Origin of the sequence: Alcanivorax sp., assembly GCF_019431375.1 — a bacterium.
Classification (GTDB): Bacteria; Pseudomonadota; Gammaproteobacteria; order Pseudomonadales; family Alcanivoracaceae; genus Alcanivorax; species Alcanivorax jadensis_A.
The window spans coordinates 2,554,876-2,568,636 of the sequence record NZ_CP080267.1; the positions used below are offsets into that span (position 1 = coordinate 2,554,876).

Sequence of the window (13,761 nt, forward strand, 5' to 3'; positions counted from 1 at the left end):
TCCGACAAATCCACTACATGATGCATACAAATATGACTTTGATGCAGGGTTACCGTCTTGCCAGAATCGGACAACTTTTAGCAAATAACGACACATATGCGCTGCATCGATGCCACCTTCTCACATCTGCTTTTCGATCATCTGGCAAGCCGGGGGATTGCGGCCGAGAAACTGCTGGGCAAGATACCAAAGGCAGGAAGCCGAATAGCAGAAGATCGCTGGAAGGGCATGTTGGAAAAAGCAGCACATGCAGCCCAAGACTCCGCCTTTGGCCTCTCTGTCGCCAGCCAGTTCTCGTTACGGTATCTAGGGGCTGTTGGCTACCTGCTTCTGAGCAGCAACAATGTCATGGACGCCCTGGCCAAAGGCCAGCGCTATCACGTCCTGATCTCAGAAATGAACCCGGTAAAAGCAAATATTGAAGAGAACCATCTTGTCTTATGCTGGCCTCTCGAACATGGCTGGAGTGGTCAGCTATGGGATGAGCTGGGGCTTGGCACCACCCTCAAATTGATTCAGGCGATCAACCAGAAGCCTGTATTTCCATCCTCCGTGGAATTTGTTGGTCCCCCTCCCTCAAACCGGAGCATCTATGAACAGTTTTTCGGTTGTGAGGTTTCATTTAACCAGGCGATGCCGAAACTGGTTTTTCCTGTTAAGAACCTGTTTTCCCCTATCCCCAAAACAGACCCCTACCTCCATGACATTCTTGACAATCAAGCGAAACAACAACTCAGAAAGCTGGCACTGGAGGATGAGGAAATAGGGAATTACCGAAAACAACTATTACAGATCATTACCCGTGACCAGCCTTCGCTGGAAAAGCTCGCTGCGGAAAACGGGATTTCAGCCCGCTCAATGCAAAGACGTCTCCGGGCACATCGTATGTCTTTTCAGACCCTCCTTGATCAAACCCGCCACACGCTGGCAACCAATTATCTGCGGGAATCACGACTTGGCCTGTCAGATATTGCCGGCATGGTTGGCTACACCGAACAAAGCTCTTTCTCGCGCGCGTTTGTCAGATGGGAAGGAGTATCACCAGGCAGGTATCGTCGCCAAAATCTTGAAGACGATAATGAGCAGACTCCAAAAAGAGAAAAAATTCATAACCTCTACCGCCATCGCTCCGGCTCAGGGTGATGCTAACTCCACTGGCATAAACAGAATATCCAGTGTCCCCTCCCTGTTTTCCGGTGTCGCCAGGCCACGCGCCCATTTTACCGAGAGTATTTTCCATTACGGGTCCCGTTCTGGAGGCAGGGCAACCACACCAGGAAGATGTGCCGCTCCGTAGGTGATGTGGATTTTTCTGGCAGGACCCGGCAGCAACCGCTCCACCAGCTTACGGTTGCGGAAATCCAGCACCACCTTGTCACCGTCACGGATATCGCCTTCATCCAGCGCGATGGCAATAAAGTCCCGACACCACCACCCACTCATCCCTTTTCTAATGACATGGCGGGTCAGCACTGACAGCCAGACCAAAAAGTTTTTTCGCACCACTAGTGAATCCAATAGCCACGGCGTAGTATCGCCGCCGCTTCCCGCATGCCACGCCAAGCGTAAGCGAGAAGATTCGATAGCAACCGTCTGATTTAACAGGGAGAAAAACAATGGCAAAAGGCCCTCAACCACTGCGCAACTGGGCGGCGATGGATCCGCTGATGCGCAAGGGGGGTGCTCACCAACCTGCCAGGCAACAAACCCGGCCTCGCATGGACTGGCGCCAGGCGCTGGATGATTTCGAGGACTGGCAGGATAGCCTGCCGAAAACACAAAGCGGAAAAGTCAAAGAAGGGCCGGACGGCCCTTCTTTTTTGCCCGGAGAAAAGACGCAACGACGCCAGTATCAGTCTGCACAAATCCAGGCCTTGGCGCTGGCCGTGTCATCACGGGCAAAGACCTTCACATCGATAGAAGGCAATAGCTTGTCCGCCAGCAGTGCCAGACGCCGCATCCAGGCCTGATCGGTGACTACGGCTTCGCGCTCAAATTGTTGCCAGTGGCGCAGACCAAACTTCAGATCCTGGAACAGGACATCCATGGCCACACCGCCAAAGGTTTCCATTTCTGCATAGAAACGCACCTTGTCGTGCCTGGCCAGAGCCGCCTCCAACGCGGCTGCCACGGTATCGAATTCCGGGCGGGTGATCTTGCCGGAAATTTTTGCCCCTACCACCCTGTCATCTTCGAACGGAATCAATGTCAGCATGCCAGCTCCTCCCTGTATCCTTAACGGCGCTCAGTTTTCCTCAGAGCTATCCGGGCTTTGTGCTGCAGGTGCATTCAGCGCCTGCCAACTCTGTTTGACGGCTTCCCAGCCCTGGGAGAATTTCACCTTGGCAGCCTCCCAGTTGTCCGCACTGGCCTGCTGCAATGCCTGGTAGCTGGCTTCCAGCTCTGCACGCTGTTTTTTCAGGGTAGCCATAGCGGACTGTTTGTCCAGCCGTGCCTGCTGGGAAAGATCCTGCCAGCGGCTGTCGATCTCGCTTTGCAGCAACGTGATCTGTCTATCCAGGTCATCCAGCGCATGGCGGGCGGCACGCATGGCTTCGTTTTTCTGCTCCACCGTGAATGCCTGAATCTCTTCCAGTGTGTCTTCCATCTGGGTGGCGACTTTCTCGGGATCCGGCGTCTTCACATTCGGCACCCCTTCGGTATTTGCCCAGGAAATGGACGTTGTCACCAGCATGAGCGCGGCAGCTGCGAGTAAACGGTGTGTCATTGGAACACTCCTTGAATTGCCTGTTAGTACCTTTCACCCGGTAGGACAAGCAGAATGCGGAGAATGCTCCTGAAGAGATGAAAAAAGCGGTAAAACAGGCCAGGGCCGGCCATTATTGGCGAGCCCTGGCCCCATTGCCTGTCAGGCGTTGAGGATATAAACCAGCATCTCCACCACCTGTTCGGGGGTGCGTGCCACAGCATCGGCGGCCGCATCCACTTCCTTGAGAGGATGGTCGTGCTCCTCATCGTGGAGGATAATCATGGGCGTGCCCAGAGCAGCGGTGTAGCCCGCATCGAAGGCCGCATTCCACTGCTTGTATTTGGGCCCGAACCGGACAATCACCAGATCCGCCTCGTCGATCAGCTTGCGAGTGCGGATACCGTTGATACCCGCTCCCAGGCGGTCTTCCCAGAAGCGTTTTTCTTCCGCACCGAGAATGTTTACCCCCACCTTGTCGCTGGCTTCGTGATCGGTCACCGGGCCGGTAAATTCGATATCCAGCTCTTTCTCGGCACAACCCTGAATGATCCGCTCGCGCCAATCGGTGTGAATCTCCCCGGAAAGGTAAACCGTCCAGAAGCTCATTGCGTTTCTCCCATCAATGCAGTGTCAGTAAACCCGGCCAGCATAGGTCCGTGGTTGCAAAAGGCAAGGCGCCTGCCGTTAAATGCCCGCATCCCGAGTTTTCCTAAAAGGCGATCCCATGCGCATGACATTTGTGTTCCTGCTCGCAGTAGCTCTGCTGGCAGGTTGTGATAACAACAATCAGGATACCGACCCGTCTGGCGCACAACAGGGCACCACTGCCTCCCAAACCGGGGAGGCCAAGGGGTATACCGGCGAGCTGGTGCGCGTTCTTCATACCCTGGAAAAAACGGATGAACAATGCCAGGGCGACGGCTGCCCGAAAGTGGACCTGGCCTGGGTCACCTTTGAAAACCAGCCGACCCTGAATGAGGCGATCACCACCCAACTGGCCGGCATGCTGGTTCAGAACCAGGGCAGCACCCCCCATGACGGCACTATCGAAAGCCTGGTGGATGCCTTCCTCGCCGATGCGTCAGACATGGCCATGGCCTCCAAACAAGGCTGGGAGCTGAATGCTTCCATCAAGCGCCAGACCCGCCGGGGCGACCTGCTCACCCTGCGCATGGATAGTTACGAATACACCGGTGGCGCCCATGGCCAGCCCGGCGTGCACTACTTTCACTGGGATCTGGTCCGCCAGCAGAAGCTGACCCTGGATGATTTGCTGGAACCGGGCCAGCAACAGGCGTTCTGGGAACTGGCCCGCCACCAGCACCAGCAATGGCTGGACAAGGAAAAACTTGACCAGACCTTTCGCGACAGCTGGCCCTTCGATCGCACCGACAATGTCTACTTCGGCAAGGACGGCCTGGTGCTGCACTACAATGTTTACCACATTGCTCCCTACGCCATGGGGCAGCCTGAGCTAACGATTCCCTATGAAAAACTCGACGGCATTGTGCGCGATAAATACCTGAACCCCTGATGGAAGCCCGGGGGTGGATGAGCCGCAGGCGTCATCCATCCTTCCATCGAATATTCCGGCTGGACGCGGGGTTGGTATGGTGGCTAGCGGCTGCGGCCAACTGTTCCCTAGAGAGTCAGGGCCAACAAAAACACCAATTCGGTAAACACCACGCTGGCCCCCAGCGCATCCCCGGTATAGCCACCGAGCTGCCGCTTCAGGCTGGCGCCCCACAGCAACGCCACCAGCACCACCGCCAATAAGGCAGGCAGCCACACGGAAAACAGCAACGCCACTACAACGGTGAACAGCGCAGCCAACAGCAGCCGTTGCCCACTGAAGGCTTCCGCCACCGGTTTGCTTTTACTGGTATCCGGATCGGTCACATAGGGCAGGAAACGCATCAGCAGCAAGGGCGTCAGGCGGCTGATGGCCGGCGTCATCAGCAGGGCCAGCCAGACCGGGTCGGCATCCATCAGCAACAACGCCTTCAGACCCAGCGCCACTATCAGCGCCACCGCGCCATAGGTGCCGATACGGCTGTCCTTCATGATCTCCAGCCGCCGCGCCACCGTGTAGCCGCCGCCCAGAGCATCCATGCTGTCCGCCAGGCCATCCTCGTGGAAGGCCCCGGTAATCCAGAGATGGAAGGCCAGCACCAGACCGATACATACCGGCAGGCTCCAGAACACGGCCAGGCCAGCAAAGAGCGCCCCATAGAGCCCTCCCAGCAGCAAACCCACCAGCGGAAAGTAGAGGCTGGAACGATTCATCAGGCTCTGGGAATAATCGATCTTCACCGGCATGGGAATCCGGGTCAGAAAGCCCACGGCCAGCCAGAACGACTGCCATTCCTGTTTCACGACAACTCCCTGTTAAACGGGTTAGCGCACATCGAAATGCCTCAGTGGATTGAGGTAGAACATCTTTTTCCAGCCCTGGGGCGCCCCATCAGCCTTCCACGCCAGCGGCAACAGACTGACCAGGGAATAATGCAGATGGGGCGGCTTGCCCGCCGCATTGCCACTGCTGCCCACAGAGCCTACCGGCTCCCCCGCCCATAACCAGGGCCCGGTCTCGGCTATGTCTGCCAGATGCGCATAATAGTGAAGCCGCCAGCGGGGACCCAGCACCAGAACGACCCTGCCACCCCGGGCCAGTTCGCCGCGAAATAACACCAGGCCGCCGCTGCTGGCCAGCACCGGTGTGCCGGTGGCCGCAAAAATATCCACGCCCTTGTGCACCCCGGACTTGCCCCAGGGGTGATACCAGAACGTCTGTGGATGCCAGTCACTGGTATCGGCGCCCTGTACGGGAACCTGCCGCCCCTCCGGCAGCAACAGCCCGAGCGTCAGCAGCAGTGCCAGCCCGATCAGGCTGTAACGGGTTATCCTGCGGACGCGCGACATAGTTCCAGCCACCTCTCAATGCCCGGGCTGCGGTACTTCTGGCGATGCAGCACAAAGTAGAAATCACGGCTGAAATCACGGTGGGGCACCGGCAATTCCACCAGCGAACCGCGCTTGAAGGCCTCGCGCAGACACACTCGGGACAGGCAGCTGATGCCCAGTCCGGCTTCCACCGCCCGCTTGATGGCCTCGGTATGCTCCAGTTCCAGGGCCAGATCCAGCTCCGGCACCAGCCCATGCAGGCCGCGTTCGAAGGTCTGCCGGGTGCCGGATCCGGATTCGCGAACAATCCAGTGGGCCGCCCGCAAGTCTTCGTCGGTAAGTGCTTCCTTACCGGCAAGAGGATGGTCCGGACTGCAGAACACCACCAGCTCGTCCTCTCGCCAGGGCAGCAGCTCCAGATCCGGGTGATTCAGTTCGCCCTCGATCAGACCCAGATCCAGCTCGAAGGCCAGCACACGCTCCACGATGGTCCGGGTGTTAGCCACCTCCAGATGCACCCGGGCGCCGGGCTGTTCCGCCATGTAATCGGCCATGATACCCACCGCCAGATAGTTGCCGATGGTCAGCGTGGCCCCCACATTCAGGCGCCCCAGATCCCGATGACTGAGCAGGTCGGCTTCCAGCTCCCGGGCCTGGGCCAGCAGCGCCTCCGCCCGGGGCCAGAACTGGCGCCCCAGCTCATTGAGCTTGAGCCGCTTGCCGGCGCGCTCGAAGAACTTCAGGTCGTACAGGGCTTCCAGCTCCTTGAGCGCCCCGGAAGCGGCGGACTGGCTCATGCTCAGACTCTCCGCCGCCTTGCTGATGTTCTCGTGGTGCGCCGTGGCCAGGAAGACCTGAAGCTGGCGCAGGGTAAATTTCATGGGTGCTCCCTCCGGCCAGCATATCGTTAATACCGATATAATACATCGGAATTACCCATTTTACCGATAAACCCGTTTCGATTAAATTTCCATCATCTGGAGTTTTGGAATAAGCGCTGAATTAATTATGTCTAATTTGAATACTGAAACCGTCACCAGCGTGCGCCACTGGAACGACACCCTGTTCAGCTTCACCACCAGCCGCGACCCGGGTTTCCGTTTCAAGAATGGCCACTTCACCATGATCGGCCTGGAACAGGACAACGGCCGCCCGCTGTTGCGCGCCTACTCCATTGCCAGCGCCAACTATGAAGAAGAACTGGAGTTCTTCAGCATCAAGGTGCCGGATGGCCCACTCACCTCCCAGCTGCAGAACATCCAGCCGGGCGACAAGATCTATGTGAGCCGCAAGCCCACCGGCACCCTGGTGGCCGACCACCTGCTGCCCGGCAAGAACCTGTGGCTGCTCTCCACCGGCACGGGTCTGGCGCCGTTCATGAGCATCATCAAGGACCCGGAAGTCTACGACCAGTACGACCGTGTGATCCTCACCCACGGGGTGCGCCACGTGTCCGAGCTGGCCTATCAGGACACCATTCAGAGCGAGCTGCCCAACAACGAATTCTTCGGTGAATTTGTCAAAGGCAAACTGCTCTACTACCCGACGGTGACCCGCGAACCCTTCCGCAACCAGGGTCGACTCACCGACCTGATGACCAGCGGCAAACTGTTCGAGGATCTGGGGCTACCCACACCAAGCCTGGAAAACGATCGCTTCATGCTGTGCGGCAGCCCGGCCATGCTCAAGGATACCCAGGCCATTCTCGATGGGTGGGGCTTCAGGGAAACCCGTGGCGGCGAGCTGGGGGAGTATGTGATCGAGCGGGCCTTTGTGGAGAAGTAACAAGACACCCTTAAGTCAGCACGCTACGGGCCGCCTTTGCGGCCCGTTTTTTTGACCCCTGCCCCGACCCTGACGACCTGGCCTGCTAGCATGGGCCAGCTTGTTCGGGGAAGGGATACTCATCGGTGCAACCACAATCCATTGCTATTATCGGCGCCGGCACCGCCGGCCTGACCACTGCTGCCCTGCTTGCCGAGCAGGGGCACCACGTCACCCTGATTGAACGGGCCGAGACGCTGGCGCCGGTGGGTGCCGGCTTGCTGTTGCAGCCCACCGGGCTCGCGGTGCTCAAGGAAATGGGCCTGCATCAACCGATGCTCGAGTACGGCGCCCGCGTTGATGCCCTGGTCGGCCACACCCGCGATGGCCGGCGCATCATGAACACCGCTTACCGCAGCCTGGACGACCACAGCCATGGTCTCGGCATCCACCGTGCCAGCCTCTGCCATGTGCTGGACCAACACCTGCAGACACTACCCCACACACGGTTAATGAGTTGTACGGTCAGTGCGGTGGATACCGCCGACAACCAGGCCACGGTGATCGCCGAAAAAGCGGGCGAGCCCTGCCGGCTGTCCTTCGACGCGGTAATGATCGCCAACGGCAGCCACAGCCGCCTGCGCCCCGCGGCCTGGACCCGTTACGACAGGCTCTACCCCTGGGGCGCCATGTGGGCCATCCAACCCATGGTGGACTCGTTTGCGGCGCCGCTGCTGCAACAGCGCTATCACCGAGCGAGCCAGATGGTTGGCATTCTGCCCACCGGCTGCCGCCCGGACCAGCCGGCTCAGCCCCTGGCCAGTTTCTTTTGGAGCCTGCCAGTGGCGCAGATGCGCCACTGGCAGCGGGCGGATTTTGATTTTCCCGGCTGGCGTAATCAGGCCCTACAGCTATGGCCACAGCTGGAAACCCTGCTGGCACCACTGACTCACCCGAATCAACTGCTGCCCGCCACCTACCGGGATGTGATCATGCATCACTGGGGTGAAAACCGGTTGGGCATTATTGGCGATGCGGCCCATGCCATGAGTCCGCAACTGGGCCAGGGCGCCAACATGGCCCTGCTGGATGCCCGGGCCATCGGCCTGGCCGTGGCAGCGTCGGACACCTGGCCCCAGGTCTGGGACTACTACCATCGCCAGCGGGAACCGCAGATCCGCTTCTACCAGCGCATGAGCCGCTGGCTGACCCCGGCCTTCCAGTCCCACAGCCGCACGGTATCCAGCGGGCGGGATCTGTTCTTTCCGATCATGGAGAGGGTGCCATGGCTGCGCATGCAGATGGCGAAGACGGTGGCGGGGCTGAAAAGTGGTTTACTGAGTTGAACGCAGCTTTGCTTTTTCTGCGCCTGTACGCGATGGGCAGTGACGAGTTGCGAGCGACAACGGCTCTAGTGACTCTCGCAACTCGCGTCTCGTAACTCGAAACGGCTTTGTTCGCGCCGCGAGCGACGCGCCAAAAGGAAACACTTATTTCTTTGCCGGCTGCAAAGTGACCGGCCTGGCCAGGGCATCTGTGGTTTCCGGTGGCTTGGCATCCAGATCCTTGGTGGCGCCGCAAGCAACGCATTCCATCCACTGCTTGTCACCGTCGATGACGCGCTGGATCTTGTCCATCTGTCCGCATTCCGGACAGGTAGCCCCGGCAATGAATTGGCGTTTCATGATTGCTCCCTATCCCTCCGTAGGAGCGGCGCTCGAGCCGCGAACATTACTTGGGAAAGCTTTCGCAAGCACATTCGCGGCTCGAGCAACGCTCCTACGGTGAAATATTCTAACCGCTGATGCCGCAATGACGCAGTAGCGGTTCCACACTGGGCTCGCGGCCGCGGAAGGCCTTGAACAGCTCCATGGGTTCGCGGCTGCCACCCTTGGCGAGAATTTCACTGCGGAAGGCACGGCCGGTGTCTTCGTTGAACTCGCCTTCTTCCTCGAAGCGGGAATAGGCATCCGCGGAGAGCACTTCTGCCCATTTGTAGCTGTAATAACCCGCCGCATAGCCGCCGGCAAAAATGTGCCCGAAGCTGTTGGGAAAGCGGTTGAACGCGGGCGGCTGAATTACTGCCACCTGCTCACGCACCTCTTTCAGGACCTGATAGATATCCAGCCCTTCCTGGTATTCCGCGTGAATACGCATGTCGAACAGGGAGAACTCCAGCTGCCGCACCATCTGCATGGCGCCCTGGAAATTCTTTGCGGCCAGCATTTTGTCCAGCTTTTCCTTGGGCAGGGGTTCACCGGTTTCATAGTGGCCGGAAATCAGGGCGATGCCTTCTTCAGTCCAGCACCAGTTTTCCAGAAACTGGCTGGGAAGCTCCACCGCATCCCAGGCCACCCCGTTGATGCCGGAAATACCGGACACATCCTGCTCGGTAAGCATGTGGTGCAGGCCATGGCCGAACTCGTGGAACAGGGTGACCACTTCATCGTGAGTCAACAGTCCCGGTTTGCCACCGGCGGGCGGAGCAAAGTTGCAGGTCAGGTAGGCCACCGGGGTTTGCAGGCTACCATCCGGACGACGACGACGAATGCGGGCGTCATCCATCCAGGCGCCACCCCGCTTGCCGGTGCGCGCATACATATCCAGATAGAAGGCCGCGCGCACGCTGCCATCGTCATCCACCAGTTCGTAGAAACGTGCATCTTCGTGCCACAGATCCACATCATCACGCTGACGGAATTGAATCCCGAACAGTTTGCCGACCACGGCAAACATGCCGTTAATCACGGTATCCGCCGGGAACCAGGGACGCAGCTCTTCCTCGGAAATACTGTAGCGTTCTTCGCGCAAACGCTCGCTCCAGAAACCGATATCCCAAGGGTCCAGGTCGTCGGCACCCTGCCCGGCCGCAAAGGCTTTCAGTTCCGCCAGTTCCTGCTCTGCCTGGGGCTTGGCCCGTTTGGCCAGATCTTCCAGAAACTGGATGACCTCGTTCACGTCGCGGGCCATCTTGGTGGCCAGGGATTCTTCGCCATAGTTGGCAAAGCCCAGTAGCTGCGCCTGCTCGTGACGAAGCTTGAGGATTTCATCCATGATGGCGGCATTGTCGAACTGGCCGGCCTGGGGACCTTCATCGGAAGCCCGGGTGGTCCAGGCCACATACATTTCCTTGCGCAGTTCGGCATTTTTGCAGTGGCTCATGACCGCAATAAACACCGGTGCATCCAGGGTCAGTACCCAGCCGTCCTTGCTATCCGCTTTGGCCCGGTCTGCGGCGCCGGCCCTGGCGCTTTCCGGCAGGCCATCCAGTTCTGATTCGTCGGTAATGTGTCTGGTCCAGGCTTGAGTGGCATCCAGGGTATTATCGGAAAATTTGCTGGTCAGTTCCGACAGCCGCTTGGAGTTGGCCATGTACTGGGCTTTCTTGTCTTCCGGTAGATCCACGCCGGAAAGACGGAAGTCACGCAGGGTGTTTTCAATGTCTTTCTGCTGGGCTTCGTTCAGGGAGTCCCACTCGTCACTGTCGCGCAGGGCCTGGTAGGCAGCGCACAATTCCGCATTCTGACCCACTTCGGTGCCAAATTCGCTGAGCAGGGGTAGGCAGCTGTTGTAGGCATTGCGCAGGGCTTCATTCTGGGCCACCGCATTGAGATGCCCGGCAGGTCCGAAAGCCTTGCTCAGACGATCGTCTTCCTCATCCAGGGCCTGCACCAGATGGGCGTAATCGAACTTGCCGTCTGCCAGCACTTGCTGGATGCGGGCACGGCCATCGGCCACCAGTTGCTCCACGGCGGGCAGCACGTGCTCCGGCTGGATTTTGGAGAACGGGGGCAGTTCCGGGTAGTCAATCAGCGGGTTGTTGCTCATCGGTGTCTTGTCCTGCTTCGGTTGGCGCCGCTGGCAGGCGCTGGCGAGTGCTCTCGTCCGGCTGCAGCAGCGTCTGGAAAATCAGCCACTTGCTCAGCAGGAAAACGCCAAGCAAGATCAGTATGGCAATCAGTATACGGGTGGGTGGCTTGTTCATGAGCCTCCCTGACGATGACATTCAGCTATCGAGTTTATCAGTGATGGGGATTCGCCGCTTTGAAGACAAGGCCCCGCAGTTGGGCGAACGGGTATTTGTCGACCCGGATGCCACCGTGATCGGTGACGTAACCCTCGGGGACGACTGTTCCGTCTGGCCGCGGGCGGTGATCCGCGGCGACATGCATGCCATCCGCATCGGTGCCCGGGTCAGCATTCAGGATAACGCGGTACTGCACATCACCCACGATTCCCGTTTCAACCCGGGCGGCTTCGCCCTGCAGATCGGCGACGATGTGACCCTCGCCCACCAGGCCATGTTGCACGGCTGCACCCTGGGTAACCGGGTGATGGTGGGCATGCAGGCGATCATCATGGATGGCGCCGTGGTGGAAGACGATGTCATCATCGCCGCCGGTTCCCTGGTGGGCCCCGGAAAACGGCTGGAAAGCGGTTACCTCTACCGCGGCCAACCGGCCCGTCAGGTCCGTGCGCTCACCGGGGAAGAAAAAGAATTCCTTCCCTACGTGGCCGGGAATTATGTGCGGCTGAAGGATCGGTATCTGGGGGCGTCAAGCGACAGCACCGTGCTGTAGGAGCGTCGCTGGCGGCGCGATTCGGACCTTGAATTTATTGTAGGAGCACCGCTTGAGGTGCGAACCGAGCGCAGCGAGGCGACAAAGATCAATCTAACTGCCATTCTTTTCTGAAACCTGTCGAACCCTGACATTCCTGATCGCCCTGCGGGCGATTTCCTTGCTTGCTACGCAAGGTTCGCGGCTCAAGCGATAGTATTCGCTACGCTCACCCTTCGGGCCGCACTGCACTACGTGCGTTACTCCGCTACGCTCCGTTCCTACAGCGGCTTCGTAGAAATGCCGGGGTCCGGGGGAACTTTCCAGTCTTTCCCTATCCAGCGAGCGTAGCTTGTCGCTAAATCCTCCACATAAACGACATATTCCCGAAACTCAGAATATCGTCGCTTTTGCGGATCGGTGACGATGACCCCTGCAAGGTCAGGGTGAAGGAAAAATCGTCCAGGCTGATGCCGCCGCCCAGTACCAGCCCGAGAATGCCGTTGCGAGATTCCACGTCATAGGGACCACTGTGTTCTTCCAGATAGGAATAGCCGATGTATTCGCCAAAGCTGGCAACAAAGATTTCCCAGCCAAACCCCTCACCATCGAACAAGCCCACCAGGGAACCAGCCGTACCAATACCCGCATAATCAGGGATAAAGTTGCGAGGTAGATTCTCGCCAATACGCCAAAAGCCACCGACCTTGGCGGTGCCATTGAAGTTATTGGCATCCACCCCCCAGGCATAACCCACTTCACTTTCCAGCGAGCGACCACTGTAGCGCACTAGACGGTGGGCATGGAGAAAGTACGCCCCACCAATCAGATCGGAACCAAGCTGATTATCCCAGCCTTGCGGCTCCGTGGAACCCGTCACTTTATGCACCACTTTCTGCGACTGCTCAGCACCGGAATCCGGCCCCACAACGCCAACACGCACCCCGTAGCCAAACAGATTATTTCCATTCCAGCTGAACAGTCCCAGCTCCAGATTGCTGTACCCCACGTAGGGCAGATCATTGAAATCCGGCATCTCACGACTGATGTCCGACGGGGTGATCATGATCTGTTCCAGGCTCAGGGTCAGGGCATGCTTTTCATCCTCCAGACTGATACCGGGCAGCGGGTCCAGGGCGGCGGCCAGGCCACAGGTGAAAGTGCCATTTCGATCGCAGCGCTCGTGCGCATCACCCACCCAACTGATTCGCACACCATTGGTGTACTGGCCATCGGAACCGACAAACAGATCGTTATCCCAGGAAAACCCGAAGGTGGATGCCCGGACTGTCAGCGGCAGCAGGCAAGAAAAAATCAACAGAACGCGCAGGGAAATAACCATACTTCTCCCGGGAAGCAGAACTGCCCCGCTATATTCTTCAGAAACGCCACCGCCGCTGCATGACCAGAAAGGCAAACGATGCAGACCAGGTGATCAGTATCAGTCCGTTCAGGGCCTCAACGCCGGCAATCAGTCGCAACGTCCCAAGAGGATACAGGTCACCAAGGCCCAGTGAGGTATAGCAGGCGGTGGAAAAATACAGGTGATCCAGGAAACTGCCATCTACCGTACCGGCCAGGTTCATGGCGGTATCGCCACGGTCCAGAATCAGGTAGGCCCACGCATAAAGCGTCACCTCCAGCATATGGGCGACAAACATGACCATTACCACCAGCAGGATCTCGCCGCGGAAACCTGACCAGCGTTTGAGTAGTGCAGACAATCCCGCCAGCGTCCAGTAGTGCAGTGTCACTGTGGTCAACACCATGCCCAGACTGACCATGGAGGCAAACAGCACTTCACTCATTACCGCACTTTCCGTC

Annotated in this window: 17 protein-coding genes; 5 read left to right on the plus strand and 12 right to left on the minus strand. The window is 58.6% G+C overall.

What is annotated here, in order from left to right:
* Nucleotides 1-96 precede the first annotated feature (96 nt).
* Nucleotides 97-1,143 carry an AraC family transcriptional regulator gene (locus KZ772_RS11950; protein ID WP_290536791.1) on the plus strand — a complete coding sequence of 349 codons (1,047 nt, stop codon included), beginning with the start codon at nucleotides 97-99 and terminating at the stop codon, nucleotides 1,141-1,143.
* Between the two features lie 96 nt (nucleotides 1,144-1,239).
* On the opposite strand, the gene KZ772_RS11955 is transcribed toward KZ772_RS11950, so the two are convergent.
* From KZ772_RS11955 to KZ772_RS11970, 4 genes are all read right to left on the minus strand, one after another.
* A complete protein-coding gene (locus tag KZ772_RS11955) occupies nucleotides 1,240-1,443 on the minus strand; it encodes a hypothetical protein (RefSeq protein WP_290536792.1) in 204 nt (67 codons plus the stop codon).
* Nucleotides 1,444-1,852: 409 nt separating this feature from the next.
* Entirely contained in the window at nucleotides 1,853-2,215 is a 363-nt protein-coding gene (locus KZ772_RS11960) for an STAS/SEC14 domain-containing protein (RefSeq protein ID WP_290536793.1), read from the minus strand.
* A 30-nt stretch (nucleotides 2,216-2,245) separates the two neighbouring features.
* On the minus strand, nucleotides 2,246-2,728 hold the full coding sequence (locus KZ772_RS11965; protein WP_290511476.1) for a hypothetical protein: 483 nt from the start codon (nucleotides 2,726-2,728) through the stop codon (nucleotides 2,246-2,248).
* A gap of 141 nt (nucleotides 2,729-2,869) precedes the next feature.
* The gene (locus KZ772_RS11970) at nucleotides 2,870-3,316 is read right to left on the minus strand and encodes a YtoQ family protein (RefSeq protein ID WP_290511475.1); all 447 of its coding nucleotides are present in this window, start codon (nucleotides 3,314-3,316) and stop codon (nucleotides 2,870-2,872) included.
* A gap of 118 nt (nucleotides 3,317-3,434) precedes the next feature.
* Here KZ772_RS11970 and KZ772_RS11975 point away from each other — a divergent pair, with 118 nt between their 5' ends.
* Complete coding sequence (locus KZ772_RS11975; RefSeq protein ID WP_290536794.1) at nucleotides 3,435-4,244, plus strand: DUF3298 and DUF4163 domain-containing protein; 810 nt, start codon at nucleotides 3,435-3,437, stop codon at nucleotides 4,242-4,244.
* Nucleotides 4,245-4,351: 107 nt separating this feature from the next.
* Here KZ772_RS11975 and cobS read toward each other — a convergent pair whose 3' ends face one another.
* The 3 genes from cobS to KZ772_RS11990 are packed head-to-tail and all read right to left on the minus strand — an operon-like array spanning nucleotide 4,352 to nucleotide 6,495.
* Nucleotides 4,352-5,086, minus strand: a complete 735-nt coding sequence (gene cobS, locus KZ772_RS11980) for an adenosylcobinamide-GDP ribazoletransferase (protein ID WP_290511473.1) — start codon at nucleotides 5,084-5,086, stop codon at nucleotides 4,352-4,354.
* Nucleotides 5,087-5,107: 21 nt separating this feature from the next.
* Nucleotides 5,108-5,632: a M23 family metallopeptidase gene (locus KZ772_RS11985; RefSeq protein WP_290511472.1), complete on the minus strand. Its 525-nt coding sequence runs from the start codon at nucleotides 5,630-5,632 to the stop codon at nucleotides 5,108-5,110.
* On the minus strand, nucleotides 5,611-6,495 hold the full coding sequence (locus tag KZ772_RS11990) for a LysR family transcriptional regulator (protein ID WP_290536795.1): 885 nt from the start codon (nucleotides 6,493-6,495) through the stop codon (nucleotides 5,611-5,613). Before KZ772_RS11990 ends, KZ772_RS11985 begins: the two co-directional genes overlap by 22 nt.
* Before the next feature lie 127 nt (nucleotides 6,496-6,622).
* Between KZ772_RS11990 and KZ772_RS11995 the strand changes: the two genes are divergently transcribed.
* The gene (locus KZ772_RS11995) at nucleotides 6,623-7,399 is read left to right on the plus strand and encodes a ferredoxin--NADP reductase (protein ID WP_290536796.1); all 777 of its coding nucleotides are present in this window, start codon (nucleotides 6,623-6,625) and stop codon (nucleotides 7,397-7,399) included.
* Between the two features lie 125 nt (nucleotides 7,400-7,524).
* Nucleotides 7,525-8,724, plus strand: coding sequence for an NAD(P)/FAD-dependent oxidoreductase (locus KZ772_RS12000; protein ID WP_290536797.1), 1,200 nt, complete (start codon nucleotides 7,525-7,527; stop codon nucleotides 8,722-8,724).
* 144 nt (nucleotides 8,725-8,868) lie between these two features.
* Here KZ772_RS12000 and KZ772_RS12005 read toward each other — a convergent pair whose 3' ends face one another.
* The 3 genes from KZ772_RS12005 to KZ772_RS12015 form a co-directional block, all read right to left on the minus strand.
* Nucleotides 8,869-9,063, minus strand: coding sequence for a YheV family putative metal-binding protein (locus KZ772_RS12005; RefSeq protein WP_290511469.1), 195 nt, complete (start codon nucleotides 9,061-9,063; stop codon nucleotides 8,869-8,871).
* A gap of 109 nt (nucleotides 9,064-9,172) precedes the next feature.
* Nucleotides 9,173-11,206 carry an oligopeptidase A gene (prlC, locus tag KZ772_RS12010; RefSeq protein ID WP_290536798.1) on the minus strand — a complete coding sequence of 678 codons (2,034 nt, stop codon included), beginning with the start codon at nucleotides 11,204-11,206 and terminating at the stop codon, nucleotides 9,173-9,175.
* The gene (locus tag KZ772_RS12015) at nucleotides 11,184-11,363 is read right to left on the minus strand and encodes a hypothetical protein (protein WP_290536799.1); all 180 of its coding nucleotides are present in this window, start codon (nucleotides 11,361-11,363) and stop codon (nucleotides 11,184-11,186) included. Before KZ772_RS12015 ends, prlC begins: the two co-directional genes overlap by 23 nt.
* 43 nt (nucleotides 11,364-11,406) lie before the next feature.
* Between KZ772_RS12015 and KZ772_RS12020 the strand changes: the two genes are divergently transcribed.
* Nucleotides 11,407-11,958 carry a gamma carbonic anhydrase family protein gene (locus tag KZ772_RS12020; RefSeq protein WP_290539477.1) on the plus strand — a complete coding sequence of 184 codons (552 nt, stop codon included), beginning with the start codon at nucleotides 11,407-11,409 and terminating at the stop codon, nucleotides 11,956-11,958.
* A gap of 337 nt (nucleotides 11,959-12,295) precedes the next feature.
* Here KZ772_RS12020 and KZ772_RS12025 read toward each other — a convergent pair whose 3' ends face one another.
* Both KZ772_RS12025 and KZ772_RS12030 read right to left on the minus strand, forming a co-directional pair.
* Nucleotides 12,296-13,279: a lipid A deacylase LpxR family protein gene (locus tag KZ772_RS12025; RefSeq protein WP_290536800.1), complete on the minus strand. Its 984-nt coding sequence runs from the start codon at nucleotides 13,277-13,279 to the stop codon at nucleotides 12,296-12,298.
* Between the two features lie 37 nt (nucleotides 13,280-13,316).
* Nucleotides 13,317-13,745 (minus strand): ion channel, encoded by a 429-nt coding sequence (locus tag KZ772_RS12030; protein WP_290536801.1) that lies wholly within the window; start codon nucleotides 13,743-13,745, stop codon nucleotides 13,317-13,319.
* Nucleotides 13,746-13,761: the final 16 nt, after the last annotated feature.

What these genes read in the sequence shown, in the direction of transcription:
- KZ772_RS11950 (WP_290536791.1), top strand. Translation starts at nt 97, where the DNA reads ATGCGCTGCATCGATGCCACCTTCTCACATCTGCTTTTCGATCATCTG.
- KZ772_RS11955 (WP_290536792.1), bottom strand. Translation starts at nt 1,443, where the DNA reads ATGAGTGGGTGGTGGTGTCGGGACTTTATTGCCATCGCGCTGGATGAA.
- KZ772_RS11960 (WP_290536793.1), bottom strand. Translation starts at nt 2,215, where the DNA reads ATGCTGACATTGATTCCGTTCGAAGATGACAGGGTGGTAGGGGCAAAA.
- KZ772_RS11965 (WP_290511476.1), bottom strand. Translation starts at nt 2,728, where the DNA reads ATGACACACCGTTTACTCGCAGCTGCCGCGCTCATGCTGGTGACAACG.
- KZ772_RS11970 (WP_290511475.1), bottom strand. Translation starts at nt 3,316, where the DNA reads ATGAGCTTCTGGACGGTTTACCTTTCCGGGGAGATTCACACCGATTGG.
- KZ772_RS11975 (WP_290536794.1), top strand. Translation starts at nt 3,435, where the DNA reads ATGCGCATGACATTTGTGTTCCTGCTCGCAGTAGCTCTGCTGGCAGGT.
- KZ772_RS11985 (WP_290511472.1), bottom strand. Translation starts at nt 5,632, where the DNA reads ATGTCGCGCGTCCGCAGGATAACCCGTTACAGCCTGATCGGGCTGGCA.
- KZ772_RS11990 (WP_290536795.1), bottom strand. Translation starts at nt 6,495, where the DNA reads ATGAAATTTACCCTGCGCCAGCTTCAGGTCTTCCTGGCCACGGCGCAC.
- KZ772_RS11995 (WP_290536796.1), top strand. Translation starts at nt 6,623, where the DNA reads ATGTCTAATTTGAATACTGAAACCGTCACCAGCGTGCGCCACTGGAAC.
- KZ772_RS12005 (WP_290511469.1), bottom strand. Translation starts at nt 9,063, where the DNA reads ATGAAACGCCAATTCATTGCCGGGGCTACCTGTCCGGAATGCGGACAG.
- prlC (WP_290536798.1), bottom strand. Translation starts at nt 11,206, where the DNA reads ATGAGCAACAACCCGCTGATTGACTACCCGGAACTGCCCCCGTTCTCC.
- KZ772_RS12015 (WP_290536799.1), bottom strand. Translation starts at nt 11,363, where the DNA reads ATGAACAAGCCACCCACCCGTATACTGATTGCCATACTGATCTTGCTT.
- KZ772_RS12020 (WP_290539477.1), top strand. Translation starts at nt 11,407, where the DNA reads ATGGGGATTCGCCGCTTTGAAGACAAGGCCCCGCAGTTGGGCGAACGG.
- KZ772_RS12025 (WP_290536800.1), bottom strand. Translation starts at nt 13,279, where the DNA reads ATGGTTATTTCCCTGCGCGTTCTGTTGATTTTTTCTTGCCTGCTGCCG.
- KZ772_RS12030 (WP_290536801.1), bottom strand. Translation starts at nt 13,745, where the DNA reads ATGAGTGAAGTGCTGTTTGCCTCCATGGTCAGTCTGGGCATGGTGTTG.